The organism is Methylobacterium sp. GXS13 (assembly GCF_001455965.1).
Lineage (GTDB): Bacteria > Pseudomonadota > Alphaproteobacteria > Rhizobiales > Beijerinckiaceae > Methylobacterium.
Window position 1 is genome coordinate 1 of sequence record NZ_LKKO01000055.1, and the last position, 25,607, is coordinate 25,607.

Here is a 25,607-nt window from a genome sequence, read left to right on the forward strand (position 1 = left end):
GACCCCGCGACCTACTCGAACACCGGCGTCTGCCTGGTGATCGCCGACCCGGACGTGCTCGCCCGCGGCGACGCGGCGCGGGCGGCGCTCGCCGGGGGGATCGTCGAGCGCCTGGACCGCGAGGGCGTCGCCCTCGACCTCGGCGCCTACCGCGACGCCCCGGCGGGCCTGCGGATCTGGTGCGGCGCCACCGTCGAGACCGCCGATCTCGAAGCGCTGACGCCGTGGCTGGACTGGGCGTTCGCCGAGGAGAAGGCGGCGCTGAGCCAAGCGGCGTAGCGGGGTCGGGCGGGCGCAAGGCTGGTACGAACCTGTCGGCAGGCGTTCGGCCGGATCGACGCAGCGCTTCTCGGCGCAGCCATCCCTGTCCATCGGCCCGGCGCCCGTCAGGCGCGCCACCGCGCCTCTGCCGTCGGCCGGGCGGGGCCACCGCCGGATACGGCGCTTCCGGCGCACATTCCGCAACGGACATGTCGGAGGCGTCGGCAGCCCGATCCAGGCTCCGGGCCGCAAAACGCGGCAGCTGCCCAGCCGGTTATGGCACGCTCACTGGTAAGAGCGCGGGTTGGAAAGCCGGTCGCTTCAAACCGCGATCCTCACCGGCGTTGTGAGGACCGCGTCGCACCCTCAGGCCTGAGGCCGATCCGTTCGCGTGGAAGAGGATTTCGTTCGCCCCATGTCGGGGATGCCGGTCTCCATCCGAGTTGTCTTCGACGCGGACATCTGTCGGTCGTGCGTGATTCGCGATCGAAAGCGGGAACCGGCGAAGCAGCCCTTGGGATGCGCGACGCCTGCAATCGATCGAAGCCCGTCATCAGGACAATTTCGATCGTCGCGTCATCCGGCGACGGGCCTGACCACCACGTCTTCTGCGTCGACGAGGGTTGCCATGACATGGGTCTGGATCCGAGCGAAAACCCTGTCGCGATCACCCGTGTCCTGCATCAACAACACGCACGAGAGGGCGATCACCTGCGGGGTGAAGTCCGCCCCTTGAGCCAGGAACTCACGGATCGCATCCACGAGGGACGCGCGCGCGTCCTCCTCCGGCAGGGAGTTCAGGACATGCGCGCAGTCTTGCCGCAGCGATGCGATCTCGCTGTCCACGACGGAAACCCAGTGCAGGCTATGGTCATAGATGAGCCAGCGCACGGACCGCGCGGCGACGGGGGCTAGCCCCGCGAGATAGCGCTGAGCGGCTGCGTCATTGAACATGATGAGGGCTTTAGCTCCGGCGGCTCAGAACGCCAACGTCTCGGATGACCCCTACAGAGTTCACCGGATACGCGTCGACAAGCGCCCGCGATCGGTCGCGCGGGGATGCGACGCCGGCGCCTGCCGTTTCCGACGCTCGCGCGAGAACGGACAGCCGCAAATCCACCCGGACCGTATCACGGCCAGGCGGATTGACGTCAGAGCGGTACACACACGGGCGCTGTCCAGCCCCGGCAGATCCGCAAATCGCGTCTGTCTGCGCGGTCACGAGGCACAACCAGCGGATCGTCCGAAGACCCCGGCCCCGGTGAGGTCGGCGGACAACGCCCATAACCGCTCAGCCGCCTCGGGATCCACGGCATACGCCTTCACGCCCACGAATGGCGCTTCGACCGCTTCAGCCCGCACGGCCACGTCGCAATCCTCGCAATAAAGCCCCCCGAGCCCGTCGAGCAGGGGCGACGTCGCCGCCCAGACCTGGGTGGCGGCGCCCTGGGCCGGCGTCTTGAAGGTCGGGTCCGCCAGCGCGCCGGACGCGTCGAGCCAGCCCTCCGCGATCATCTCGGCCCGGGTCAGGTGGCGCTGGAGCGGCGTGAGGATTTCCCCCGGATGCAGCGAGAAGGCGCGGATGCCCCGGTCCCGGCCGAGCCGGTCGAGATGGACCGCGAACAGGGCGTTGGCGGTCTTCGCCTGGCCGTAGGCGCGCCACTTGTCGTAGCCAGACGCGAAGTGGAGATCGTCCCAGCGGATCGGCGAGAGGTGCGCCGCGGCCGAGGAGGCCGCGATCACCCGGGCGCCGGGCCGGAGCAGCGGCAGGAGGTGATTGGTCAGGGCGAAATGACCGAGATGGTTGGTCGCGAATTGCGCCTCCCAGCCCGGCCCGACCCTTCTCTCCGGGCAGGCCATGAGGCCCGCATTGTTGATCAGCCAGTCGATCGGCCGGCCGGTGGCCAGGACGCGCTGGGCAAAACGCCGGACGCTGGCGAGGTCCGACAGGTCGAGGGCATCGACCGTGACCCCGGAAATCGTTCGCGTCGCCATCCGGGCGGCGTTCGTGTCGCGCGCGCCGACGAGCACTGCGGCGCCGGCTTCCGCGAGCGCCCGGGTGGTTTCGAGGCCAAGGCCCGAATGGCCTCCGGTGACGAGGACGTACCGCCCGGTCAGATCCCGCCCGGCCAGAACCTCGGCGGCCGTGCTGCGGTCACCGAAGCCCGATCCGAGGGGCTTTTGGTCATCGGTCATGGTCCTGCTCCGCGGCGGCGGCGATGGGCCGCTGTATCGCCGCGATGATCGACCCGGCGCGCCGGACGCTCCATGCTGCCCCGTCCGCGATTCCTGTGCGGGCGTCCGGTTGTTGCCATGGACCCGCTCTCCGACATCCTGTCGCTGCTCAAGCCCAAGAGCGTTCTCAGCGCCGGCCTCGATGCCGGCGGGGATTGGGCGATCCGCTTCCCGGCCCATGACGGGATCAAGTTCAACACCGTGGTGCGGGGCGGTTGCTGGGTCGCGGTGGAGGGAGAGGGCGTCCCCATTCGGATCGCGGCCGGCGACTGCTTCCTGCTGACCCGGGGGCGGCCGTTCCGGCTCGCCACCGATCCGGGGCTGCCGGCGATCGACTCGGCCACGATCTATGACCACGCGGAAAACGGCGTCGCGACCTGCAACGGCGGCGGCGATTTCTTCCTGGTGGGCGGACGCTTCTTCTTCTCGGGTGATGCGGCCGGCCTGCTGTTCGATGCGCTCCCGGCCATCGTGCCGATCCGGGACGCCTCGAACCAGGCCGCGATCCTGCGCTGGGCGCTGGACCAGCTGACCGTCGAGTTGCGCCTCGGCGCGCCCGGCAGCACCCTGATGGCCGACCATCTCGCGCAGATCATGCTGCTGCAGGTGCTGCGGCTCTGGCTCGCCTCCGAGCGTCCGGCCGGCTGGCTCGGGGGCCTCGCCGATCCGCGGCTCACGCGGGCGCTCGGGGCCCTGCATGCCGAGCCGGCGCGCCGCTGGACGCTGGCGGAGCTCGCCGAGCGCGCCGGCATGTCGCGCACGACCTTCGCAGACCGGTTCCGGGCGGTGGTCGGGCAGCCGCCGCTGGCCTATCTCGCCGGCTGGCGGATGCAGCTCGCCGCCGACCGGCTGCGCCGCTCGGATGCGAGCATCGCGTCCATCGCGTATGCCGTCGGCTACGAATCCGAGACTGCGTTCCGGACCGCCTTACGCCGCCGGATGCTGTGCACCCCGATGCAGTATCGGCGGAGAATGGCCGCATTGTTGCTGCACCGCACCCTGCGCTAAAGCTCATCCGGAAAAGGTGGAGGCCGGCTTTTCGGACGCGATGACGCGACCGAAACCGGACCGCCGGGACGCAGTCCGAGACCGAACCGCGATGACGCCTTCCCTCTGGACCCGCCTGTCGAATCCCAGCCACTTCATGCGCTGGTCCGGCGCCCTGGTGCCGTGGCTCGCCGCCCTGTCGGTGGGCCTGGTCGGCCTGGGGCTGTACCAAACCTTCTTCGTCGTGCCGCCCGACTACCAGCAGGGCGAGACCGTGCGGATCATGTACATCCACGTCCCGGCGGCCTGGCTCGGGGTGTTCTTCTACGGCGCCATGAGCCTGTCGGCGATCGGCACCCTGGTCTGGCGCCATCCCCTGGCCGACGTCGCACATCGCGCCGCCGCGCCGATCGGGGCGGCCTTCACGCTGATCTGCCTCGTCACCGGCTCGCTCTGGGGCAAGCCGATGTGGGGCACCTACTGGGTCTGGGACGCGCGCCTGACCTCGATGCTGATCCTGCTGCTGATCTATTGCGGCATCATCGCCCTGTGGCGCACCCTCGAGGAGCCGAACCGCGCCGCCCGGGCCGTGGCGATCCTGACGCTCGTCGGCGCGGTGAACCTGCCGATCATCAAGTTCTCGGTGAACTGGTGGTCGACCCTGCACCAGCCGGCCTCGATCCTGCGCATGGGCGGTTCCACCATCGACCCGTCGATGCTCTACCCGCTGCTGATCATGATCGGCGCGGCGACGCTGGGCGGCACCACGCTCCACCTCTACGCGATGCGCACCGAAATCATGCGCCGCCGGGTGCGAACGCTGACCATCCGCGAGGCCGAGCGCCTCGACCGGACCCAGCCGCGCCTCACGCCGAAGCCCGCCGGGATGCCGGTCGGGCAGCCGGTCTAGGAATCTTGCTGATGGATCTCGGGTCTCATGGCGGCTTCATCGTCGCCGCCTACGCGTTCACGGCCCTGGTCATGGCCGGCCTGATCGGCAACGCGCTTCGCGACCGGCGTGCGCAGCTGCGCGCGCTCAAGGGTTTTGGGGAGGATCGGCGGTGAGCGGCGACGACATCGCGGATCGGCCGCCTCCGGTCCGCCGCTCGCTGCTGCTGGTCGTCCCGGTGCTGGCCTTTGCCGCCCTGGCCGCGGTGCTGTTCCTGCGCCTGCGCTCGGGCGCCGATCCGGCCGCCCTGCCCTCCGCGATGATCGGCAAGCCGGTGCCGAGCTTCACCCTGCCGGCGGTCCCGGGGCTCAAGGTCGGGGACGCTCCGGTGCCGGGCCTGTCCAGCGCCGACCTGAAGGGCCAGATCACGGTGATCAACGTGTTCGCCTCGTGGTGCGCGCCCTGCCAGGTCGAGCATCCGATGCTGATGCGGCTCGCCAAGGAGCCGGGGATCCGGCTGGTCGGCATCGACTACAAGGAGCCGAACCCGGCCGCCGGCCAGCGCTTCCTGGCCCGGCACGGCGTGCCGTTCAGCGCCGTCGGGGCCGATGCCGACGGACGCGCGGCGATCGATTTCGGCGTCTACGGGGTCCCTGAGACCTTCGTGATCGGACCGGACGGCGTGATCCGCGACAAGCTCGTCGGCATCCTCACGCCGGACAATTACGCCAGCGTGCTGACGCGGATCCGGGCAGCCGGGAAGGTCGCAGCCCGCTGACCGTCACTCGCCCGGCTGCGGCTCCTTGCGCTCGTAGCGGGTCAGCAGCGGCGTCTGGGCTATGGCGAACAGCACGGTGAGCGGCATGATGCCGAACACCTTGAAATTGACCCAGAAATCCTCGGTCTGGGTCCGCCACACGACCTCGTTCAGCGCCGCCAGGACGAAGAAGAACAGACCCCAGCGGAAGGTGAGCTTGCGCCAGCCCTCCTCGGTGAGGCTGAACATCGAATCGAGCACCACCGACAGGAGCGAGCGCCCGAAGGCGAGGCCTCCGAGGAGCACGGTGCCGAACAGCGCGTTCACGATGGTCGGCTTGACCATGATGAAGGTCTTGTCCTGCAGCGCCAGCGTCAGGCCGCCGAACACCACCACGACCACGCCGGACACGAGCGGCATGATCGGCAGGCGCCGCACCAGCACGAAGTGAACCGCCAGCGCCACCACGGTCGCCGCGATGAACACGCCGGTGGCCACGAACAGCTTCTGGTCGGGCGCGACGCCGAGCTTCTCCGAATAGGCGTTGCCCAGGAAGAAGATAACGAGCGGCCCAAGCTCCAGCGCCAGCTTCACGAGCGGCGGCAGGTGGCGGCGGGGAGGAACGGATTCGATCTGCATGCGTGTCAGTTGGCTCGAATGCGGCACCCGCGCTAGGCTGGCGGCTAGGCTGGCGGTTTCGGGGCTGTGTGGAACGGGGAGCCTACGATGTCCATCACGATCGACAACGCCGAGGTCGAAGCGCTCCTCGCCGACCTCACGGCCACCACCCACCGTGCCGCGCCGGATCTGTTGCTCGAGCTGCTCCGGCGGGAGCGGGCGCGGGTGGAAGAGGAGGCGGAGCGCCGCATCGCCGAGGGACTGGCCGCCGATGAGACGATGCGGCGTCGCTTTGAAGCGAGCCGGATCGTGGATCCACGTCCGATCGAGGAGATCCTCGCCTACGACGAGAGCGGTCTTCCTGCGTGATCGTCGTCGATTCGTCAGCCTTCATCGCGATCCAGCGCCGAGAACCCTAGGCTGAAGCCTTTTCTCGTGTGCTGGCACTCGCCGAAAGCCCCGCGATGGCGGCGGCCACTTATCTGGAATGCGCTATCGTCGCATCGCGTGCGGCGGACGGGCGAGCGGTGCTCAACGCGTGGATCCGGGCCCGCCACATCGCCCTCGGGCCGGTCGACCACGCCGTCGCGCAGGTCGCCGCCGACGCCTTCGCCCGCTACGGGAAGGGCCGGCATCCGGCCGGGCTGAACTTCGGCGATTGCTTCGCCTACGCGCTGGCCCGGTCGCTGAACGCGCCGCTCCTGTTCAAGGGCGACGACTTCGCCCGGACCGACGTCCTGTGCGTGGCGGCCTAATCCTTCTCCAGCCCGGCGATCGCCCGCGCGAAGTCCCGGGCCGCGAACGGCTCCAGATCCTCCACGCCCTCGCCGACGCCGATGAAGTGGACCGGCAGGCCGAACTTGGCCGCCAGCGCCACCAGGATGCCGCCGCGGGCCGTGCCGTCGAGCTTGGTCATCACCAGGCCCGAGACCGGCGCGGCCTGAGAGAACAGCTCCACCTGCGAGATCGCGTTCTGGCCCACGGTGGCGTCGAGGACGAGGATCGTGGCGTGCGGCGCCTCCGGGTCCTGCTTGCGCAGCACACGGACGATCTTCTCCAGCTCCGCCATCAGCCCGGCCTTGTTCTGGAGCCGGCCGGCGGTGTCGATCAGCAGCACGTCGGTCCCGGCGGCGGCCGCCTGCTTCAGGGCGTCGAAGGCGAGACCGGCCGCATCCGCCCCCTCCCCGCCGCTCACCACCGGGGTGCCGGTGCGCGCGCCCCAGACCTTGAGCTGCTCCACCGCCGCCGCCCGGAACGTGTCGCCGGCCGCCAGCATCACGGTCCGGCCCTCCGCGCGCAGCTTGGAGGCGAGTTTGCCCAACGTCGTCGTCTTGCCGGCGCCGTTGACGCCGACCGTGAGGATCACGAACGGCTTCTTCGTCGCGTCGACGGAAAGCGGCACCGCCACGGGTTCCAGCGCCCGCTCGACTTCCGTCGCCAGGATCGACCGGACCTCGTCCGGCGAGATGCCCTTCTCGTAGCGGCCCTTGCCCACCGCATCCGAGATCCGCGTCGCGGTCTCCAGTCCGAAATCGGCCTGGATCAGGGCGTCCTCCAGATCCTCCAGGGTGTTGGCGTCGAGCTTGCGCTTGGTGAACAGGCCGGTGACCCGGTCGGTCAGCGCCGACGAGGTCCGCTTCATCCCGGAGGTGAGCCGGGTCCACCAGCCCTTGGCCTCGGGCTCCCGGTCCGGCCCGGCGCCGGCATCGTGGGCGAGCGCGGCGGCGGAATCCACCGGCTGGATGTCGGGCATCGGCTCGACCACCGGGGCCCGGTTCACGTCCCCGGTATCGACTGGGTCGGCGCCGTGGGCCGGATCGTCCCCGGCCGTGCCGGCGGGGGGGCGCTCGGGCTCGCCCGCGATCGGCAGGAGGTCCGCCCCCTCGACCACGTCGGCGACGGGAGGCTCGGATTCGTCCGGCGGCAGCGGAATATGGGCGACGTCCTCCGCCCCGGTGGCGTAGTCGGGCTGGCCCTCGGAGGGCGAGGCCGGCGCATCGGCGGGCAGCTCCGTCTCCGCATTGTCCTCGGCCGTGCCATCGCCCGTGTTCTGGCCCTTGCGCCCGAACAGGCGCCCGAACCAGCCGGGCTTGTCCTCGCTCGCCATGAAACCTTGCCCTCGCCCCGCCTTGCCCACCCGATGTCGAACCCCTAGAGCCGTCGCCGACCGCGTTGCAATCGGCAACGGCTCCAAGTCCTTGGTTTGACGCGCTCGCCTGCGCCGAACCGGCCGCCGCTTCGGCGGCACGCGCTCAGGCCCGACCGGATGTCCCTCATCTTCGACATAGGTGCCCGCCTCCTCTACCGCGATGCCCTGCTGCTCGTCATCGACAAGCCGCCGGGCCTGCCGGTCCATCCGGGCCCACGCGGCGGCGAGACCCTGACCGACCATCTCGACGGTCTTCGCTTCGGCCTGCCGCGCCGCCCGGCGCCCGCGCACCGGCTCGACCGCGACACTTCGGGCTGCCTGGCGCTCGGGCGTCACGCCAAGGCGCTCGCCCGCCTCGGCAAGCTGTTTGCCGGCAGCGCCGTGGACAAGACCTACTGGGCCGTGGTTGAGGGCGGCCCCGATGCGGAATCCGGCCGGATCGACCTGCCGCTGGCGCGCCGCTCCGACGATCCGCGCTCCTGGTGGATGAAGGCCGACCCGACGGGCGACCCAGCCCTGACCCATTGGAGCGTCCTCGGCCGGGCCGGCGGCCGGACATGGCTGGAGCTGAAGCCGGTCACCGGCCGCACGCACCAGCTCCGGGTCCATTGCGCCGCGTCCGGCTGGCCGATCCTCGGGGATTCGATCTACGGCAACGGCCCGCGGGGCGGCAGCCTGCACCTGCACGCGCGGACGCTGACGATCCCGCTCTACCCGAAGCGGGACGCGATCACCGTCGAGGCGCCGCCGCCCCCACATATCGCGGCGGCTCTGGCGGACATGGATACGGCCTGAGGATCGGCCACGGGACCGCGCCGTGCATCGCCGACCTCCGATCGGACAGCCTTTAACCGCGCGGCGTCGGCCGCCAATCCGGGGGCGCCATCTCGAAGCCCGCAAAGTCGAAGCCCGGCGAGACCGTGCAGCCGACCAGCGTCCAGGCGCCGAGGCTGGTGGCGGTCTGCCAATGGCCGGCCGGCACCACGTATTGCGGGCGCTGCCCCGCAGCGAGATCCGGCCCGAGATGCTGGGCGGTGGCATCGTGGCCGTTCGGGCTGGTGGTGATCACCAGCGGCGCGCCGGCATGCCAGTGCCAGATCTCGGCGGCGTCGACCCGGTGCCAGGCGGAGGCCTCGCCGATGTCGAGCAAAAAATAGATCGCGGTACCGACCGAGCGGCCGTCCACCATGCGCGGATCGCGGAACGTCTCGCGGTAATGGCCGCCCTCCGGGTGGGGCTTCAGCCCCAGCGTCGCGATCACCTCGGCTGCCGTCATGGTCTCGCGTCTCCGTCCATCGCTTGCCGGGTCTTGGCACCAATGGTACCGGCCCGACACCCTCAAGGTCCGAAAAAAATGCCGAGCCCGATCGTACGCCTCCACCGCGGCGACCTGCCCGCCGACTACGTTGCCGGCCGGGCGGTGGCCATCGACACCGAGACGCTCGGCCTCAACCCGCACCGGGACCGGCTCTGCGTGGTGCAGATCTCCACCGGCGACGGCACGGCCGACGTGGTCCAGATCCCCCAGGACGGACCGGAGCCGGTCGTGCTCAAAAGCGTCCTCGCAGATCCAGAAGTCCTGAAAATCTTCCACTTCGCCCGGTTCGACGTGGCGGTGCTGTTCAAGGCGTTCGGGGTGATGCCGGGGCCGGTCTACTGCACCAAGATCGCCTCGAAGCTCGCCCGCACCTACACCGACCGCCATGGGCTCAAGGACGTGGTCCGCGAGCTCGTCGCCGTCGACCTGTCGAAGCAACAGCAATCCTCCGACTGGGGCGCCGAGACCCTGACGCAGGCCCAGCAGGATTATGCGGCCTCCGACGTGCTCTACCTCCACGCGGCCCGGGAGCGGCTCGACGCCATGCTGGCCCGCGAGGGCCGCACCGATCTCGCCGCCGCCTGCTTCGCCTTCCTGCCCACCCGCGCCCGGCTCGACCTCGACGGCTGGCCGGAGATCGACATCTTCGCGCATACGTGAACGATGGTGCGGGTTTCCTGGGCAGAGTGAGCCGTTTCGGCAACCGCAGGGCGATGGACCCCTGCTAGGTTGCGCTTGCCGAGGCTCACGAGTCCCGGCCAGGCCCTCCTCGCCGGTTACCCCCCGATCAGGCCGGCAAGGAGGGTCCGTCCTCAGGTCAGCGTACGCAGGCCGGAGGGCGTTGCGATCCGGGCGGTCCAGCGCAGGGCCGGGTCGGGCTCGATCCGCGGCGGGTCGGTCAGGCCGAGGTCCGCGTGGAGCGCGGCCACCGCCTCCGGCTCGGGATGGGTCAGCGAGAAATCATCGAGCCGCGCCCCGAAATCCGGCATCGTCCCGGCCGGGTGCGGGCGGTCGCCCCAATCCATCACGCAGGGCGCAGCGCCGTCCGCCGGCCAGGTCCCGTCCGGGCGCAGGCCGAAGCGCCACGACAGCGTGCCCCGGGTCATCGTCGCCGCCGTGCCGAGCAGATCGGGATGGGCCGCGAGCAGGGTGTCGAGATCATCGGTCCGGGCGACGAAGCCGCGCAGCCGCCGCCCGGCCTCCCAATCTGCTTGCACCCGCGCGGCGTCGCCCAGGCCGAACCAGCGGGCGCGTGCCGGCGGCGCTGCCTCGGGATCGACGGCGATCACTTCCAGGAACGTCGATGTGCCGAGGCGGAGCAGGTGGTTGCGCGTGCCCATCTCGGGATGGCGCCCGCCCTCCGGCATGTCGAGGCCGAGGCAGTCGCGGACATGGGCCACGCCCTTCGCGAGGTCGGGGGCCACGACGACGAGGTGGTCGAGGGTGAGCATCCGTGCATCCGCCACATTGAACGATCGAGATCGCAACGCGACAGACAATGAATTCCGGGGCTGCGGCAAGCGGCCCCAACTTCTACCGTACCCACCTCGTAAACGGCGTTCGCCGCCTCAGTACTCCTCTGCTGGTTCCCGGGCCGGACGTTACAGTCTATCCCGCACCCGTTCGAGGAAGGCTCTCAGTTCGGCACCGTCGTAGAACACGACATCGGCCGAAGACGACCACCACAATTTTCGCAACTCCTCATTCGAGACGTTGTCCTTGGTGATCGAGCCAAGATATGATCGCAGACGTGTGCGCTTCGAATTGTCTGAAAATGGAGATAGAGCAAAAGTAATAATTTCCTCCTCGGTTGCAATATCTTCCATCAGGTCCTGATAGAATTGGCGAGTGAATTCATCGAACTCTGGGGAAGTCAATTTAATCTCCCTCGGTTTGGGGGTGTGCCGTTCGAACTCTAAATCCGCGCGATAAAGTTGGTTCATGTATTATGAGTGCGCCTACACCAGTTGTATTTCGCAAATATAACACGCCACCATTTGTGCTGTAAGCCTCCCTGCCAGTTTTGTATCCAAATTCTTTGGTAATAAATGCATCTTTAATAGTTCCTGATGCAACAAGATCAACTATCGATTTGTTTGCTTGTATGGTCTGATTTACGAGATCGTTCGCCGAATCAATCGATGAGAAACTTCCGTTCCGTTTTAACCCCCCGTGCGCAAGGGGAGTGCTCCATTGCGATTTACGGATTCGCTCCAGTAATTCATCGTCAGTCTTTCCGACGTGTCGACTTACTGTATGTCCTCCACGTGCCTGTTCGGCCATGAGATCAACTTTGTATCGCTGATCATCTTCATTGCCTACGAGGATAAGATGCGCGTCGTCGTCCGCTCCCAGACCTACGGGACGATCCTCATCTGTCCATTGTCCGCCGTCTGGACGTCCAGCAGGTACCCGCGGCTGACCGGGATTGTAGGCTTTGACAATGAGTTGGAGTCGAAAAAGCTTCAGCTCAAACTTAATAGCCGCGAGGTTCCACCGCGTCCGCTGAACAGCAATATCATCAGAAAGCATAGAGCACCCCGCCAGCTTCGGTCGCTCATATTAGGCAAATTATCTTATTTGTTAAGAAAGTTCGCTTTTTGTTCCATGACGGACTCAGCGTTTGTTAAGCGGCATCCTGTCACGTCAAATCGTGTAGGGGGCCGGGCTCCACGCCCGGCCCCCTCTCACATCACAGCGAGTAGTACTGCACGAACTCGATCGGGTGCGGGGTCATCTCGTAGCGCAGCACCTCGGTCATCTTCAGCTCGATGAACGAGTCGATCTGGTCGTCCGTGAACACGCCGCCCTCCTTGAGGAAGGTGCGGTCCTTGTCGAGGCTGGTGAGCGCCTCGCGGAGCGACCCGCACACGGTCGGGATCTGCTTCAGCTCCTTCGGGGGCAGCTCGTAGAGATCCTTGTCCATCGCCGGGCCCGGATCGATCTTGTTGCGGATGCCGTCGAGGCCGGCCATCAGCAGGGCCGAGAAGGCCAGATAGGGGTTGGCCATCGGGTCGGGGAAGCGGACCTCGACGCGCTTGGCGTTCGGGCTCTTGGTCCACGGGATCCGGCAGGAAGCCGAGCGGTTGCGCGCCGAGTAGGCGAGCAGCACCGGCGCCTCGTAGCCCGGCACCAGCCGCTTGTAGGAATTGGTCGACGGGTTGGTGAAGGCGTTGAGCGCCTTGGCGTGGCGGATGATGCCGCCGATGTACCAAAGGCATTCCTGGCTGAGCCCGGCATACTTGTCGCCGGCGAAGACCGGCTTGCCGTCCTTCCAGATCGACTGGTGGACGTGCATGCCCGAGCCGTTGTCGCCGAAGACGGGCTTGGGCATGAACGTCGCCGACTTGCCGTAGCTCTGGGCGACGTTGTGGATGCAGTACTTGTAGATCTGCATGTGATCGGCGAGCTTGGTCAGCACGTCGAACTTCATGCCGAGCTCGTGCTGGGCCGAGGCCACCTCGTGGTGGTGCTTCTCGACCTTCACGCCCATGGATTGCATCGCGGCCAGCATCTCGCCGCGCATGTCCTGGGCCGAATCCTGCGGCGGGACCGGGAAGTAGCCGCCCTTGGTCTGGACCCGGTGGCCGAGGTTGCCGCCCTCGTAATCGGTGAAGCCGTTGGTCGGCAGTTCGGTCGAATCGAGCTCGAAGCCGGTGCGGTAGGGGTCGGCGGCGAACTTCACGTCGTCGAACACGAAGAACTCGGCCTCGGGGCCGACATAGATCGTGTCGCCGATCCCGGTCTGCTGCAGGTAGGCCTCGGCGCGCTTGGCGGTGCCGCGTGGATCGCGGGAATAGGGCTCGCCGGTGGCCGGCTCGAGCACGTCGCAGATGATCGACAGGGTCGAGGCGGAGAAGAACGGATCGAGGCAGGCGGTGGACGGATCCGGCATCAGCAGCATGTCGGACTCATTGATCGCCTTCCAGCCGGCGATCGAGGAGCCGTCGAACATCGTGCCTTCGGCGAAGATCTCGTCGTCGATCAGCGACACGTCGAACGTCACGTGCTGCCACTTGCCGCGCGGGTCGGTGAACCGGAAGTCCACGTAGCGTACGTCGTTGTCCCGGATATTCTTCAGAACGTCGGCCGCAGTCGTCATCGTGGGCATCCTCCTGGAAGGTCGTCGGGGATTCTCGCGCGGAGCGGGCACCTTAGGAACGGGCCGCACCGGCCGCGCCGCTAGATATCCGTCGGGAGGCCGCCTTGCCACCCGCGCGCGGGAGGAATCGCTCACGGAGCCCGGCGTTTGGCCCATATCGATGGCCCGTCATGGGTCCGGGGACCGCGGAGATCACGAATCTCCCTCGCCCGTCCCTGGGGGAGAAGATCCTGGCATGCTTCATGCAAGGGCGGCTGCGGCCGTCGAGACGGCGGCAAGCCGTTCGCGTCGCCCGGGCTTTGGCCGGATCGCGCATCGACAACGGACGAGAGAACCGGAATGACGAAATATAAGCTCGAGTATATATGGCTCGACGGGTATACGCCGGTCCCGAATCTGCGCGGCAAGACGCAGATCAAGGAATTCGACAGCTTCCCGACCCTCGACCAACTGCCGATGTGGGGCTTCGACGGCTCGTCCACGAAGCAGGCCGAGGGCGGCAGCTCCGACTGCATGCTCAAGCCCGTGCGCCACTTCCCCGATCCGGCCCGCAAGAACGGCGTCCTGGTCCTCTGCGAAGTGATGATGCCGGACGGCAAGACCCCGCACGAGTCCAACAAGCGCGCCACCATCCTGGACGATGCCGGCGCCTGGTTCGGCTTCGAGCAGGAGTACTTCCTGTACAAGGACGGCCGCCCGCTCGGCTTCCCGGCCAGCGGCTTCCCGGCCCCGCAGGGCCCGTACTACACCGGCGTCGGCTACTCGAATGTCGGCGATGTCGCCCGCAAGATCGTCGAGGAGCATCTCGACCTCTGCCTCGACGCCGGCATCAACCATGAGGGCATCAACGCCGAGGTGGCCAAGGGCCAGTGGGAATTCCAGATCTTCGGCAAGGGCTCCAAGAAGGCCGCCGACGAGATGTGGATGGCCCGCTACCTGCTGCAGCGCCTGTGCGAGTCCTACGGGATCGACGTCGAGTACCATTGCAAGCCGCTCGGCGACACCGACTGGAACGGCTCGGGCATGCACTGCAACTTCTCGACCGCGTTCCTGCGCGAACACGGCGGCAAAGCGTATTTCGAGTCGCTCATGGAGGCGTTCAAGAACGCCCGCGAGGATCACATCGCCGTCTACGGGCCGGACAACCACATGCGGCTGACCGGCAAGCACGAGACCGCCTCGATCCACGAGTTCTCGTACGGCGTGGCTGACCGCGGCGCCTCGATCCGCGTGCCCCACTCCTTCGTCAACAACGGCTACAAGGGGTATCTGGAGGATCGCCGCCCGAACTCGCAGGGCGACCCCTACCAGATCGCCTCGCAGGTGCTGAAGACGATCTCTTCGGTGCCGACCGAGGCCGCCGACGCCGCCGGAGGCGGACCGGGCGCCTCGGGCTCCCGCCATCACGGATCATCGGAGCAGGGCCCTCGCGCCCGGCTTCGTGTCTTCAGGACCGGCGCGGGCGCTCGTCGTCGCGGATCGCAGCCTCGTGGTACCAGGCGCCGCCGCCGATGCTCGGCACCAGAGCGGGCTTGATCGTCTCGATCGCCCGCGGCGCCGGTCGGGCGCGCCGGAACGCCGACAATTCGTAGATCTTGGCGGTCTCACGCCCGTCGGTACTGGCCATCGTCGGGTCCTCCTGAGTGGATCAAAGCGGCCAGTCCGGCCGTCCGTTCCCCGGAGGATGTGGTGCTACCGACGCAGTACTCCATGGCCCGCCGCGCCGATGCCGGACATTCGTGCAGCGTGAATTCTTAGGCAGATCGGGAAAAGAGCTGGGTTTCGACGCGAGAATGCTCGCCGGACTCTGAATTAAGACACACGCTCCACGGGCGCAGACATGCGTGGATCACGGTCCAGAGCCTGTTCGAACATGCGGTTGCCGACACATGATGCCGGCTCGTCCCGCCGTCATCGCGCGCGCAGCCCAGCAGCCGGGAGACCACGACGATCCGCGACCGCGCGTTGCCTGGCGGCTTCGCTACGCCCCCCGGAGATACCAAGTTTCAAGAAAACTCAGATCGCGTCCGTGCCGGTCTCGCCCGTCCGGATGCGGATCGCTTCCTCGATGGTTGAGACGAAGATCTTGCCGTCGCCGATCCGGCCGGTCTGGGCCGACTTGCGGATCGCCTCTACGGCGCCCTCGACGAGCGCATCCGACAGCACGATCTCGAGCTTCACCTTGGGAAGGAAATCGACCACATATTCGGCGCCGCGATAGAGCTCGGTGTGGCCCTTCTGCCGGCCAAAGCCCTTTGCCTCGATGACGGTGATGCCCTGGAGGCCGACCTCCTGGAGCGCCTCCTTCACCTCGTCGAGCTTGAAAGGCTTGATGATCGCTTCGATCTTCTTCATGCCGCTCGGGCCTGCGCTACGCTGCCGGATATTTCTAACATCGTCGGTAAGACTCCGCCACGCCGTTTTCGCGACGCGCGTCACGTTAGTGCCCATTCGAAGCGCAGGCTACGCACATCCTTCGGGCTTTCGATGAATTTGTGGCGCATTTTTAATCAGCAGTGTTCGGTGCACGGGCAGACGTGGAGATGAGCATGCAGGTGCTGACGGTCGCGGCGATGCGACGGGTCGATGCGGCGGCCATCGATGGGGGAATCCCGGGCCGCTGGCTGATGGAAGCTGCCGGGACTGCGGTCGCCGAACGCGCTGCGATGCGGCTACCGGAGGGCGGGCGGGTTCTGGTGCTGTGCGGCCCCGGCAACAACGGCGGCGACGGGTTCGTGGCCGCGCGGCTGCTGGCGGAACGCGGCTACGCGGTCGACCTCCGCCTGCTCGGCGAGCGCGAAGCGCTCACGGGCGACGCGGCCCTGGCGTCCGAGGCCTGGACTGGCCCGGTGCAAGCGGCCTTGGGCGACGCCCTGCAGCCGTGCGGCCTCGTGATCGATGCCCTGTTCGGCGCCGGCCTGTCGCGCGACCTCGACGGGGCCGCACGCACTTTGGTCGAAGCCGTCAATGCATCCGGCCGCCCAGTGCTCGCCGTCGATGTGCCGAGCGGCGTCGACGGCGATACCGGTGCCGTGCGCGGCGTCGCGATCCGGGCTGTGGAGACCGTGACCTTCGTCGCGTTCAAGCTGGGGCATCTGCTCCAGCCCGGCCGAGGCCTGTGCGGCCACCGGCACCTGGCCGATATCGGAGCGGGCCAAGTGGCTCTGGAGGCCGGCCGCACCGCTGCCACGCCGCCACTCTACCGCAACGGGCCGGAGCTGTGGGCGCCGACCTTTCCGCGCCTCACCGGCGAGAGCCACAAATATACCCGCGGCCACGCCCTGATCCTGTCGGGCCCGGCCACCAAGACCGCCGATGCCCGGCTCGCCGCCCGGGGCGCCCTCCGGGTCGGGGCGGGTCTCGTCACCCTGGCCTCGCCCCAGGCCGCCTTGGCGGAAAACGCGGCCCAGCTCACCGCGATCATGCTGCGTCCCTGCGAGACGGCGGACGATCTCGACGACATGCTCACCGACGAGCGCCTCAATGTCGTCCTGGCCGGGCCTGGCCTGGGCATCGGCGAGCCGACCCGCGAGCGCATCGCGGTGGCCGCCGCCGCCGGGCGGGGCCTCGTACTCGATGCCGATGCGCTCACGAGCTTTGCCGGACAGGCACCGCTGCTGGCCGCTCATCTCGCCGACGGCGACGCACAGGCTATTCTCACCCCCCACGAGGGCGAATTCACGCGGCTGTTCAGCGGGACGTAGGCCACCGCCGAGGGCTCCGACAAGGTCGCCCGCACCCGCGCCGCTGCCGCACTCACCGGCGCGGTCGTGGTCCTGAAGGGGTCCGACACGGTGATCGCGAGCCCCGACGGGCGTGCGGCGATCAACGACCATGGCAGCCCCTATCTCGGCACCGCCGGCTCGGGCGACGTGCTTGGCGGCCTGATCGCCGGGCTGCTGGCGCAGGGCATGCCCGCCTTCGAGGCGGCGGCGGCCGGTGTCTGGCTGCACGGCGATGCCGGCCTGCGCCACGGTCCGGGCCTCATTGCCGAGGATCTCCCGGACCTGATGCCCGCCGTGCTCAGGGACCTCCTCGACACCGCGCTTAAGTGACCTCGAACATCGTCCAGAGGCCCGTATCGAACCGTTCCAGCACCGTGGCGCTGATTAGCCAGCGCCCCGGATTGTCGGCGAGGAAGCCGATACGGGCGGTCCGGCCTTCCAGGAGCTGGAAGGTGTCGAGCCAGTAGGGCTCCCAGCCATCGTCCAACGGATGCAGCAGGCGGAAGCAGTGGCCGTGCAGGTGCAGGGCCTGCGGGAAGCCGGTCTCGTTGCGCAGCGCGAGCACGACAACCTGACCGCGCTTGACCGTGAAGATCGGCTGGAGCCCCGTGGTCGCGCTGGTGCCGTTCACCGCCCAGATCTTCTGAGGATCGCCGGTATAGATCGGCTCCGGGGCCGGCTTGTCCTTCTGCGCGTCCTTGGCAGCCTTCGGCACGAAGGCCCCGCCGGTGATCACCACGTCCCGCCGCAGGGCGTTCTGGAGCTTGATCTCGGCGGGCAGGCGCTTGTTCTCACCGATGGGGCCGATCGGCGGTCGCTTGTCGGTAATGCGGGCGCCCTTCGTGGTCACGGTCGCCAGGGTCAGGCCCTGGCCGACGAGCGCGATGATCGCGCAGATGGCGCCTTCCTGCTCGGGCAGGTCGACCATCAGGTCGTAGCGGGTGCCCGGGGGGAATGGCAGGGTCGCGCGCAGGGGCTCGAACGTGTCGGTGGGCTGCCCGTCCACCGCCGCGACATAGACCTTCACGCCCTCGAACCGGAGCCGCGTGCCGCGGGCGTTGCAGGCATTGCCCAGACGCAGGCGCACCCGCGCGCCCGGGCGCGTCTCGAACGTGTCCGGCACCGGCTTGCCGTTGACCGTCACGAGATTGCCGAGGCGCCCGTTGGTCGCGGCGAAGAGCGGCTGGCCGAACGGCATCAGGCTGGCATCGTCTTCGAGCCGCCAATCCTGCATCACCAGGCCGACATCGGCATCGACCAGCGGCGGGTTCGCCTCCTCGACGATCAGCATGCCGGCCAGCCCCCGGCCGGGCGGCTCGCTCGACCCGCCGACCACGAGGGGGCGGATCAGGTAGGTTCCGGCATCCGGGGGCGTGAACTGGTACAGGAAGTTGCCCCCCGGCGGGATCGGCGCCTGGGTCACGCCGCCGACCCCGTCCATCGCGTTGACGTTGCGCACCCCGTGCCAGTGCAGCGACAGCGGCTTGTCGGTGCGATTCTCGACCTTGAGCCGGACCGGCTGGCCGAGCTTGATCCGCACCAGGGGCGGCAGGGCCTTGCCGTCGAAGCACCAGACCGGTGTCTCGGCCGCGGGCTCGGGCCGCAGCCGGGTCTTCCCGGGAGCGGCCGGCAGGGCGGGTGCCGGGGCGGTGGGTTCGGACGGCAACGGGTTCGGGGCCGCCGGCGGCTTTTCGGGAGCCGTCGCCTGCGCCCAGCCGGTTTCCGGCATCAGCGCGAAGGCGGCCGCCGTGGTGAGCAGGGTTCGGCGCGACGGTGCGGCCGTGCGCGGATCGGTCGGCGGCACGGGGCGGGATGGGGTCATGGGATCTCGACGGCGGCTCGCAACGGGCCTGGGTAGATAGCCGTGTGCCCAGGCGCGCGCCACCGCCGCCACGGGAGGTTAAGTTTTTTGCTGCGGGCCGTGCGGCCCATGCTATAGGGCGCGCTTCCGGCGGCCGGCGACGCGCCGGGTGTCGGTGCGCGCGGGCGTGGCGGAACTGGTAGACGCGCTGGATTTAGGTTCCAGTGTCGCAAGACGTGGGGGTTCGAGCCCCTCCGCCCGCACCAGGACGCTTCGAGATGGCGTGGCCCCGCTCGGGGCCGCCTCATCCCCGTATCCGACACCGTCGTATCCCGGACCGCTCGACCAAGCCGCACGACGCCGGCCCGGCCGGCGACCACAAGGTCTTTTGAAGAGCGACGACGACGATGCAGGTGACCGAGATCAACGCCCAGGGTCTGAAGCGCGAGTTTCAGGTGCTGCTGGCCGCCCAGGAACTCGAGGAGCGCCTGACGACCGAGCTCTCCGGCATGAAGGACAAGGTCCAGCTGAAGGGCTTCCGCCCCGGCAAGGTCCCGGTCGCGCATCTGCGCAAGGTCTATGGCCGCTCGGTCATGGCCGAGGTGGTGCAGAACGCCGTCAACGAGGCCAACCGCAAGATCGTGGCCGATAACGGCCTCAAGCTGGCTCTGGAGCCGCAGGTCGAGTTCCCCACCGACCAGGCCGAGGTCGAGAAGGCGCTCGACGCCAAGGCCGACCTAGCCTTCAAGGTCGCCCTCGAGGTGATGCCGAGCTTCGAACTGGCCGATCTCTCCGACGTCAGCCTCAAAAAGCTCGTGGCGAAGCCCGAGGAGTCCGAGGTCGACGAGGCCCTGCAGCGCATGGCCGGCCAGAGCCGTCCCTTCAGCGAGCGGGATGAGGGCGCCGAGGCCCAGAACGGCGACCGCGTCACCATCGATTTCGTCGGCCGCATCGACGGCGAGGAATTCCAGGGCGGCAAGGGCGAGGGCATCGACCTGGAGCTCGGTTCCGGCTCGTTCATCCCGGGCTTCGAGGAGCAGCTGGTCGGCGCCAAGGTCGGCGACAAGCGCGTCGTCAAGGCGACCTTCCCGGAGGCCTACGGGGCCGAGCACCTCGCCGGCAAGGATGCCGAGTTCGACGTGACCGTCACGAAGATCCAGGCCCCGGGCGAGTCCAAGATCGACGACGAGTTCGCCAAGTCGCTCGGCATGGACTCCCTTGAGAAGCTGCGCGAGGCGATCGCCAAGGCGATCGGCGGGGACTTCGAAGCGGCGTCGCGTCGCAAGCTCAAGAAGGACCTGCTGGACGCGCTGGACGGCAAGTACGCCTTCGAGCTGCCGCCGACCCTGGTCGCGCAGGAATTCGCCAGCGTCTGGGCGCAGGTGGAGCAGGACCTCAAGGCCCGCGGCAAGAGCTTCGAGGACGAGGACACCACCGAGGAGAAGGCCCAGGCCGACTACCGGAAGATCGCCGAGCGGCGCGTCCGGCTCGGACTCGTGCTTGCACAGGTCGGCGAGAGCGCCGATATCAAGGTTTCCGACGAGGAGGTGAACCAGGCCCTCATCGCTCGGGTCCGGCAGTTCCCGGGCCAGGAGCAGCAGGTGTGGGACTTCTACCGCAAGAACCCGCAGGCGCTCGCCGAGCTTCGGGCGCCGCTGTTCGAGGAGAAGGTGGTTGACCACGTCCTCGGCCAAGTCAAACTCGTCGAGGAGCCGGTCTCGAAAGAGACGCTTTTCGCCGATGAGGATAACGACGACACGACCGGCGAGAAGCCGGCAGACAAGGCCGAGGCCAAGGACGAGTCCAACGCCGAGGCAAAGGCCGACTGAGCCCCGCACTGTCCCAGGACGGCGGGCATAGGGTTAGGCGATGGTTAAGCATCGCCGGTGTTCGCTGACATGCCCGGGCTGCCCTGATTCGCGGCAGCCCCGGGCCTCACTCTGGGCAGGACGAGATGAGAGATCCGATCGACGTCTACAACAACGCACTCGTGCCGATGGTCGTCGAGCAGTCGAGCCGTGGCGAGCGCGCCTTCGACATCTACTCCCGCCTCCTGCGCGAGCGCATCATCTTCCTCACCGGTCCCGTGGAGGATTACGGTGCGTCGCTGATCGTGGCGCAGCTGCTGTTCCTCGAGGCCGAGAACCCCAAGAAGGAAATTTCCTTCTATATCAATTCCCCCGGCGGCGTCGTGACGTCGGGCCTGTCGATCTACGACACGATGCAGTTCATCCGTTGCCCGGTCACGACCCTCTGCGTCGGCCAGGCCGCCTCGATGGGCTCCCTGCTGCTCACCGCCGGTGAGCCCGGCCATCGCTTCGCCCTGCCGAATGCCCGGATCATGGTCCACCAGCCCTCCGGCGGCTTCCAGGGACAGGCCACGGACATCCTGATCCATGCCCGCGAGATCGAGGCGCTTAAGCGGCGCCTGAACGAGATCTACGTGAAGCATACCGGCCGTGACTACGCAGCCATTGAGAACGCGCTGGAGCGCGACAATTTCATGACTGCGGATGCGGCCAAGGAGTTCGGCCTCATCGACGAGGTCATCCAGAAGCGTCCCGAGCCCGCCGCAGCCTGACGGTTGCGTCGCCTGACCGCCGCGGCGTGGCCTTGATCCCGCCGCGGCAGCGTGTTTGCATCCGATGACAGGGCCCATCGGTCAAAGGCGCGCAGCATACTGTTTCTTTAAACGGGCCCCCTTACGTTGAAGCGATGCGCGTGCGCCCTTAGCCGGCTGCGTACGCGACGAATCGGAGACCGATATGAGCAAGACTGGCGGCAACGACTCCAAGAGCACGCTGTATTGCTCGTTCTGCGGCAAGAGCCAGCACGAGGTCCGCAAGCTGATCGCCGGCCCGACCGTGTTCATCTGCGACGAGTGCGTCGAGCTGTGCATGGACATCATCCGCGAGGAATCGAAATCCTCGCTGGTGAAGAGCCGCGACGGCGTCCCGACCCCGAAGGAGATCCGGCGCGTCCTCGACGATTACGTCATCGGCCAGGACTTCGCCAAGAAGGTCCTCTCGGTCGCGGTGCACAACCACTACAAGCGGCTCGCGCACGCGACGAAGCACAACGACGTCGAGTTGGCTAAGTCCAACATCATGCTGATCGGGCCGACCGGCTCGGGCAAGACGCTGCTCGCGCAGACGCTGGCCCGCATCCTCGACGTGCCGTTCACCATGGCGGACGCCACGACGCTGACCGAGGCCGGCTATGTCGGCGAGGATGTGGAAAACATCATCCTCAAGCTGCTCCAGGCCTCCGACTACAACGTCGAGCGGGCGCAGCGCGGCATCGTCTACATCGACGAGATCGACAAGATCTCGCGCAAGTCCGACAACCCCTCGATCACCCGCGACGTCTCGGGCGAGGGCGTGCAGCAGGCGCTCCTGAAGATCATGGAGGGCACCGTCGCCTCCGTGCCGCCGCAGGGCGGCCGGAAGCACCCGCAGCAGGAATTCCTTCAGGTCGACACCACCAACATCCTGTTCATCTGCGGCGGCGCCTTCGCCGGGCTGGAGCGGATCATCTCTCAGCGCGGTAAGGGCACCTCGATCGGCTTCGGCGCGAGCGTGCAGGCCCCGGACGACCGCCGCACCGGCGAGATCTTCCGGTCGGTCGAGCCCGAGGATCTCTTGAAGTTCGGCCTCATCCCCGAGTTCGTCGGCCGCCTGCCGGTCCTAGCGACGCTCGAGGATCTCGATGAAGCTGCGCTGAAGAAGATCCTTCAGGAGCCGAAGAACGCCTTGGTCAAGCAGTACCAGCGGCTGTTCGAGATGGAGAATGTCGACCTGACGTTCCAGGACGATGCGCTGTCGCTGGTCGCCCGCAAGGCGATCGAGCGCAAGACCGGCGCCCGCGGCCTGCGTTCGATCCTGGAGACGATCCTGCTCGACACGATGTACGATCTGCCGGGTCTCGAATCCGTGGAGCAGGTCGTGATCGGTCCCGAGGTGGTCGAGGGCAAGTCGCGCCCGCTCTACATCCACGGCGACCGCAACAAGGAAGCGCCCGCCAGCGTGAGCGCGTAAGCGCTTGGTAGGGTTGCGTTAAGCGCCCGGCTCCGGCCGGGAGCGCTGCGGGGAACATCTTGAAAACGCTGCCCCCCGCAGCCACCTCAGGCTCATCGCGGTAGCCGCTCGCTCCTTCGAGGAGCGGTCCGCGTCGCCAGCCGCAAAGTTCACGAGCATTCCGACCCTCGCGGCCCGGTCGGCCCCTGGCAGTCGGTTCGCCCCATCACCGGGGGAACCGAAGCCGGGCGTCCCTGAGAGGAAGTCCCCTATGACACAGTCGAAATCGCGCCAGCCGGTCGTCCCGGGTTCGACGGGCTCCTACGCCGTTCTGCCCCTGCGCGACATCGTCGTCTTTCCGCACATGATCGTGCCCCTGTTCGTCGGCCGCGAGAAGTCGATCCGCGCCCTCGAAGAGGCCGTGCGCACCGATCGCCACATCCTGCTCGCGACCCAGATCAACGCGGGCGACGACGATCCCGCCACCGACGCGATCTACAAGATCGGCACCCTCGCCTCCGTGCTGCAGCTGCTGAAGCTGCCCGACGGCACCGTGAAGGTGCTGGTCGAGGGCATTGGCCGCGCCAAGGTGACGGGCTTCACCCGCTCGGACGAGTATTACGAGGCGACCGCGGAGGCTCTGCACGACGAGCTCGGCGACCGCGTCGAAGCCGAGGCGCTGGCGCGCTCGGTGCTCTCGGAGTTCGAGAATTACGTCAAGCTCAACAAGAAGATCTCGCCCGAGGTCGTCTCGGCCGTGACCCAGATCGATGAGCCCTCGAAGCTCGCTGACACGATCGGCTCGCACCTGCTGGTCAAGATCTCCGACAAGCAGGGCATCTTGGAGACGCCCACGGTGGCGCAGCGCCTTGAGCGCGTGCTGTCGCTGATGGAGAGCGAGATCTCCGTGCTGCAGGTGGAGAAGCGCATCCGGACCCGCGTCAAGCGGCAGATGGAGAAGACCCAGCGCGAGTACTACCTGAACGAGCAGATGAAGGCGATCCAGAAGGAGCTGGGCGACTCCGAGGACGGCCGCGACGAGCTGGCCGAGCTCGAGGAGAAGATCGAGAAGACCAAGTTCACCAAGGAGGCCCGTGACAAGGCCACTGCCGAGCTGAAGAAGCTCCGTCAGATGTCGCCGATGTCGGCCGAGGCCACGGTGGTGCGCAACTATCTGGATTGGATGCTCGGCATCCCGTGGGGCAAGCGCTCGAAGATCAAGAAGGATCTGCTCGGCGCCCAGGTCCTGTTGGACAACGACCATTTCGGTCTGGACAAGGTCAAGGAGCGGATCGTCGAGTACCTCGCCGTGCAGCAGCGGGCGAACAAGCTCACCGGCCCGATCCTGTGCCTCGTCGGCCCCCCCGGCGTCGGCAAGACCTCGCTCGGCAAGTCCATCGCCAAGGCGACGGGGCGTGAGTTCGTCCGCATGTCCCTCGGTGGCGTACGGGACGAGGCCGAGATCCGCGGCCACCGCCGGACCTATATCGGTTCGATGCCCGGCAAGATCGTCCAGTCGATGCGCAAGGCCAAGACCTCGAACCCGCTCATCCTGCTCGACGAGATCGACAAGATGGGCATGGATTTCCGCGGCGATCCGTCCGCGGCGCTCCTCGAGGTGCTGGATCCGGAGCAGAACAGCACCTTCAACGACCACTACCTGGAGGTGGATTACGACCTCTCGAACGTGATGTTCGTAACGACGGCCAACACCCTCAACATCCCGGGCCCGCTGATGGACCGGATGGAGGTGATCCGTATCGCCGGATACACCGAGGAGGAGAAGGTCGAGATCGCGCGCAAGCACCTGATCCCGAATGCCCTGAAGAAGCACGGCCTCGGAACCCACGAGTGGTCGATCGACGACGACGGATTGATGATGCTGGTCCGCCGCTACACGCGGGAAGCCGGCGTCCGTAATCTGGAGCGTGAGCTGTCCAACCTGATCCGCAAGGCGGTGAAGGAGATCCTGATCACCAAGACCAAGTCGGTCGCGGTGAACGTGGATACCCTTCCGGTCTTCCTCGGCCCGCCGAAGTTCCGCTACGGCGAGATCGACGCGGACGATCAGGTCGGCGTGGTCACGGGTCTGGCCTGGACCGAGGTCGGCGGCGAGTTGCTGACGATCGAGGGTGTCATGATGCCCGGCAAGGGCAAGATGACCGTCACGGGCAACCTGAAGGACGTGATGAAGGAGTCGATCTCGGCGGCCGCATCCTATGTGCGTTCGCGGGCGATCGACTTCGGGATCGAGCCGCCGCTGTTCGAGCGTCGCGACATCCACGTCCACGTTCCGGAGGGGGCGACCCCGAAGGACGGCCCGTCCGCCGGCATTGCCATGGCCACCGCCATCGTCTCGACGTTGACCGGCATCGCGGTGCGCCGCGATATCGCGATGACCGGCGAGGTGACGCTTCGCGGCCGGGTGCTCCCGATCGGCGGCCTGAAGGAGAAGCTGCTCGCGGCGCTGCGCGGCGGCATCAAGACGGTGCTGATCCCCGAGGAGAACGCCAAGGACATCGCCGAGGTGCCCGACAGCGTGAAGAACGGGCTGGAGATCATCCCGGTCTCCCGCATGGATCAGGTGCTGGAGAAAGCCCTGGTGCGTGTCCCGGTCGCCATCGAGTGGGAGGAGCCCCTGCCGGTGGCTGCTAAACCCGCCCGGACGGACGAGGAAGGCGCGGCCTTCATCGCCCACTGACCGACCTGTGACGTGACGAGATCAGCCCCCGGAGCCCAGCTCCGGGGG

At 67.7% G+C, this 25,607-nt stretch carries 23 protein-coding genes, 1 tRNA gene and 4 pseudogenes; 16 read left to right on the forward strand and 12 right to left on the reverse strand.

The genetic code is table 11. The features are described from left to right. A pseudogene (locus AO398_RS19390) lies at positions 1 to 279 on the forward strand (phosphoserine aminotransferase); the annotation flags it as partial. Positions 280 to 837: 558 nt separating this feature from the next. Here AO398_RS19390 and AO398_RS19395 read toward each other — a convergent pair. Together AO398_RS19395 and AO398_RS19400 are read right to left on the reverse strand one after the other, a co-directional pair. Beyond that, positions 838 to 1,215, reverse strand: coding sequence for a hypothetical protein (locus AO398_RS19395; protein ID WP_058193842.1), 378 nt, complete (start codon positions 1,213 to 1,215; stop codon positions 838 to 840). A 264-nt stretch (positions 1,216 to 1,479) separates the two neighbouring features. After that, positions 1,480 to 2,457 (reverse strand): SDR family NAD(P)-dependent oxidoreductase, encoded by a 978-nt coding sequence (locus AO398_RS19400; protein ID WP_058193843.1) that lies wholly within the window; start codon positions 2,455 to 2,457, stop codon positions 1,480 to 1,482. A gap of 117 nt (positions 2,458 to 2,574) precedes the next feature. Here AO398_RS19400 and AO398_RS19405 point away from each other — a divergent pair, with 117 nt between their 5' ends. The 4 genes from AO398_RS19405 (at position 2,575) to AO398_RS19420 (ending at position 5,150) form a co-directional block, all read left to right on the forward strand. Continuing rightward, positions 2,575 to 3,504 carry an AraC family transcriptional regulator gene (locus AO398_RS19405; protein WP_058193844.1) on the forward strand — a complete coding sequence of 310 codons (930 nt, stop codon included), beginning with the start codon at positions 2,575 to 2,577 and terminating at the stop codon, positions 3,502 to 3,504. A 91-nt stretch (positions 3,505 to 3,595) separates the two neighbouring features. Continuing rightward, the gene (locus AO398_RS19410; protein ID WP_058193845.1) at positions 3,596 to 4,393 is read left to right on the forward strand and encodes a heme ABC transporter permease; all 798 of its coding nucleotides are present in this window, start codon (positions 3,596 to 3,598) and stop codon (positions 4,391 to 4,393) included. 11 nt (positions 4,394 to 4,404) lie between these two features. Beyond that, a complete protein-coding gene (ccmD, locus tag AO398_RS19415) occupies positions 4,405 to 4,548 on the forward strand; it encodes a heme exporter protein CcmD (RefSeq protein WP_058193846.1) in 144 nt (47 codons plus the stop codon). Further along, positions 4,545 to 5,150 (forward strand): DsbE family thiol:disulfide interchange protein, encoded by a 606-nt coding sequence (locus AO398_RS19420; protein ID WP_058193847.1) that lies wholly within the window; start codon positions 4,545 to 4,547, stop codon positions 5,148 to 5,150. Before ccmD ends, AO398_RS19420 begins: the two co-directional genes overlap by 4 nt. A 3-nt stretch (positions 5,151 to 5,153) precedes the next feature. Here the strand turns inward: AO398_RS19420 and AO398_RS19425 are convergent, their stop codons facing one another. Further along, positions 5,154 to 5,768: a septation protein A gene (locus AO398_RS19425; protein WP_058193848.1), complete on the reverse strand. Its 615-nt coding sequence runs from the start codon at positions 5,766 to 5,768 to the stop codon at positions 5,154 to 5,156. Between the two features lie 87 nt (positions 5,769 to 5,855). Between AO398_RS19425 and AO398_RS19430 the strand changes: the two genes are divergently transcribed. Both AO398_RS19430 and AO398_RS19435 read left to right on the forward strand, forming a co-directional pair. Then, a complete protein-coding gene (locus AO398_RS19430) occupies positions 5,856 to 6,116 on the forward strand; it encodes a type II toxin-antitoxin system VapB family antitoxin (RefSeq protein ID WP_058193849.1) in 261 nt (86 codons plus the stop codon). A gap of 65 nt (positions 6,117 to 6,181) precedes the next feature. Continuing rightward, a pseudogene (locus AO398_RS19435) lies at positions 6,182 to 6,502 on the forward strand (type II toxin-antitoxin system VapC family toxin); the annotation flags it as partial. On the opposite strand, the gene ftsY reads toward AO398_RS19435, so the two are convergent. Then, positions 6,499 to 7,854 carry a signal recognition particle-docking protein FtsY gene (gene ftsY, locus AO398_RS19440; protein WP_058193851.1) on the reverse strand — a complete coding sequence of 452 codons (1,356 nt, stop codon included), beginning with the start codon at positions 7,852 to 7,854 and terminating at the stop codon, positions 6,499 to 6,501. The pseudogene AO398_RS19435 and the gene ftsY sit on opposite strands and share 4 nt — an antisense overlap. A 159-nt stretch (positions 7,855 to 8,013) precedes the next feature. Here ftsY and AO398_RS19445 point away from each other — a divergent pair, with 159 nt between their 5' ends. Next, a complete protein-coding gene (locus AO398_RS19445; RefSeq protein WP_058193852.1) occupies positions 8,014 to 8,691 on the forward strand; it encodes an RNA pseudouridine synthase in 678 nt (225 codons plus the stop codon). A 52-nt stretch (positions 8,692 to 8,743) separates the two neighbouring features. Here the strand turns inward: AO398_RS19445 and AO398_RS19450 are convergent, their stop codons facing one another. Continuing rightward, positions 8,744 to 9,172, reverse strand: a complete 429-nt coding sequence (locus tag AO398_RS19450; protein WP_058193853.1) for a cupin domain-containing protein — start codon at positions 9,170 to 9,172, stop codon at positions 8,744 to 8,746. Between the two features lie 78 nt (positions 9,173 to 9,250). Between AO398_RS19450 and AO398_RS19455 the strand changes: the two genes are divergently transcribed. Further along, on the forward strand, positions 9,251 to 9,874 hold the full coding sequence (locus AO398_RS19455; RefSeq protein ID WP_058193854.1) for a ribonuclease H-like domain-containing protein: 624 nt from the start codon (positions 9,251 to 9,253) through the stop codon (positions 9,872 to 9,874). Between the two features lie 152 nt (positions 9,875 to 10,026). Here AO398_RS19455 and AO398_RS19460 read toward each other — a convergent pair whose 3' ends face one another. The 4 genes from AO398_RS19460 to glnA form a co-directional block, all read right to left on the reverse strand. Beyond that, on the reverse strand, positions 10,027 to 10,665 hold the full coding sequence (locus AO398_RS19460) for a VOC family protein (protein ID WP_058193855.1): 639 nt from the start codon (positions 10,663 to 10,665) through the stop codon (positions 10,027 to 10,029). Between the two features lie 150 nt (positions 10,666 to 10,815). Beyond that, positions 10,816 to 11,157: a hypothetical protein gene (locus AO398_RS27630; RefSeq protein WP_244498824.1), complete on the reverse strand. Its 342-nt coding sequence runs from the start codon at positions 11,155 to 11,157 to the stop codon at positions 10,816 to 10,818. Beyond that, positions 11,093 to 11,746, reverse strand: a complete 654-nt coding sequence (locus AO398_RS29830; RefSeq protein ID WP_348272373.1) for an RNase A-like domain-containing protein — start codon at positions 11,744 to 11,746, stop codon at positions 11,093 to 11,095. Before AO398_RS29830 ends, AO398_RS27630 begins: the two co-directional genes overlap by 65 nt. 160 nt (positions 11,747 to 11,906) lie before the next feature. After that, positions 11,907 to 13,316, reverse strand: coding sequence for a type I glutamate--ammonia ligase (gene glnA, locus AO398_RS19465; RefSeq protein WP_058193856.1), 1,410 nt, complete (start codon positions 13,314 to 13,316; stop codon positions 11,907 to 11,909). A gap of 339 nt (positions 13,317 to 13,655) precedes the next feature. Between glnA and AO398_RS19470 the strand changes: the two are divergent. Further along, positions 13,656 to 14,678: pseudogene (locus tag AO398_RS19470) on the forward strand (glutamine synthetase beta-grasp domain-containing protein); the annotation flags it as partial. Between the two features lie 85 nt (positions 14,679 to 14,763). Here the strand turns inward: AO398_RS19470 and AO398_RS29835 are convergent. Next, positions 14,764 to 14,943 (reverse strand): DUF2735 domain-containing protein, encoded by a 180-nt coding sequence (locus tag AO398_RS29835; protein ID WP_082643355.1) that lies wholly within the window; start codon positions 14,941 to 14,943, stop codon positions 14,764 to 14,766. Positions 14,944 to 15,332: 389 nt separating this feature from the next. Next, on the reverse strand, positions 15,333 to 15,671 hold the full coding sequence (locus AO398_RS19475) for a P-II family nitrogen regulator (RefSeq protein WP_003600526.1): 339 nt from the start codon (positions 15,669 to 15,671) through the stop codon (positions 15,333 to 15,335). A gap of 194 nt (positions 15,672 to 15,865) precedes the next feature. Between AO398_RS19475 and AO398_RS19480 the strand changes: the two are divergent. Continuing rightward, a pseudogene (locus AO398_RS19480) lies at positions 15,866 to 17,371 on the forward strand (NAD(P)H-hydrate dehydratase). Here the strand turns inward: AO398_RS19480 and AO398_RS19485 are convergent. Then, positions 17,364 to 18,863 (reverse strand): multicopper oxidase family protein, encoded by a 1,500-nt coding sequence (locus AO398_RS19485; RefSeq protein WP_058193857.1) that lies wholly within the window; start codon positions 18,861 to 18,863, stop codon positions 17,364 to 17,366. The pseudogene AO398_RS19480 and the gene AO398_RS19485 overlap by 8 nt on opposite strands. Before the next feature lie 160 nt (positions 18,864 to 19,023). On the opposite strand from AO398_RS19485, the gene AO398_RS19490 reads away from it, so the two are divergent. The 5 genes from AO398_RS19490 (at position 19,024) to lon (ending at position 25,559) form a co-directional block, all read left to right on the forward strand. Beyond that, positions 19,024 to 19,108: transfer RNA gene (locus AO398_RS19490), tRNA-Leu, on the forward strand. 141 nt (positions 19,109 to 19,249) lie between these two features. Continuing rightward, positions 19,250 to 20,671 carry a trigger factor gene (gene tig / locus AO398_RS19495; protein ID WP_058193858.1) on the forward strand — a complete coding sequence of 474 codons (1,422 nt, stop codon included), beginning with the start codon at positions 19,250 to 19,252 and terminating at the stop codon, positions 20,669 to 20,671. A 125-nt stretch (positions 20,672 to 20,796) separates the two neighbouring features. After that, positions 20,797 to 21,423 (forward strand): ATP-dependent Clp protease proteolytic subunit, encoded by a 627-nt coding sequence (locus AO398_RS19500; RefSeq protein WP_007567155.1) that lies wholly within the window; start codon positions 20,797 to 20,799, stop codon positions 21,421 to 21,423. Positions 21,424 to 21,607: 184 nt separating this feature from the next. Further along, positions 21,608 to 22,879, forward strand: a complete 1,272-nt coding sequence (clpX, locus tag AO398_RS19505; protein WP_007567156.1) for an ATP-dependent Clp protease ATP-binding subunit ClpX — start codon at positions 21,608 to 21,610, stop codon at positions 22,877 to 22,879. 250 nt (positions 22,880 to 23,129) lie between these two features. Further along, positions 23,130 to 25,559, forward strand: coding sequence for an endopeptidase La (gene lon, locus AO398_RS19510; RefSeq protein WP_058193859.1), 2,430 nt, complete (start codon positions 23,130 to 23,132; stop codon positions 25,557 to 25,559). Positions 25,560 to 25,607: the final 48 nt, after the last annotated feature.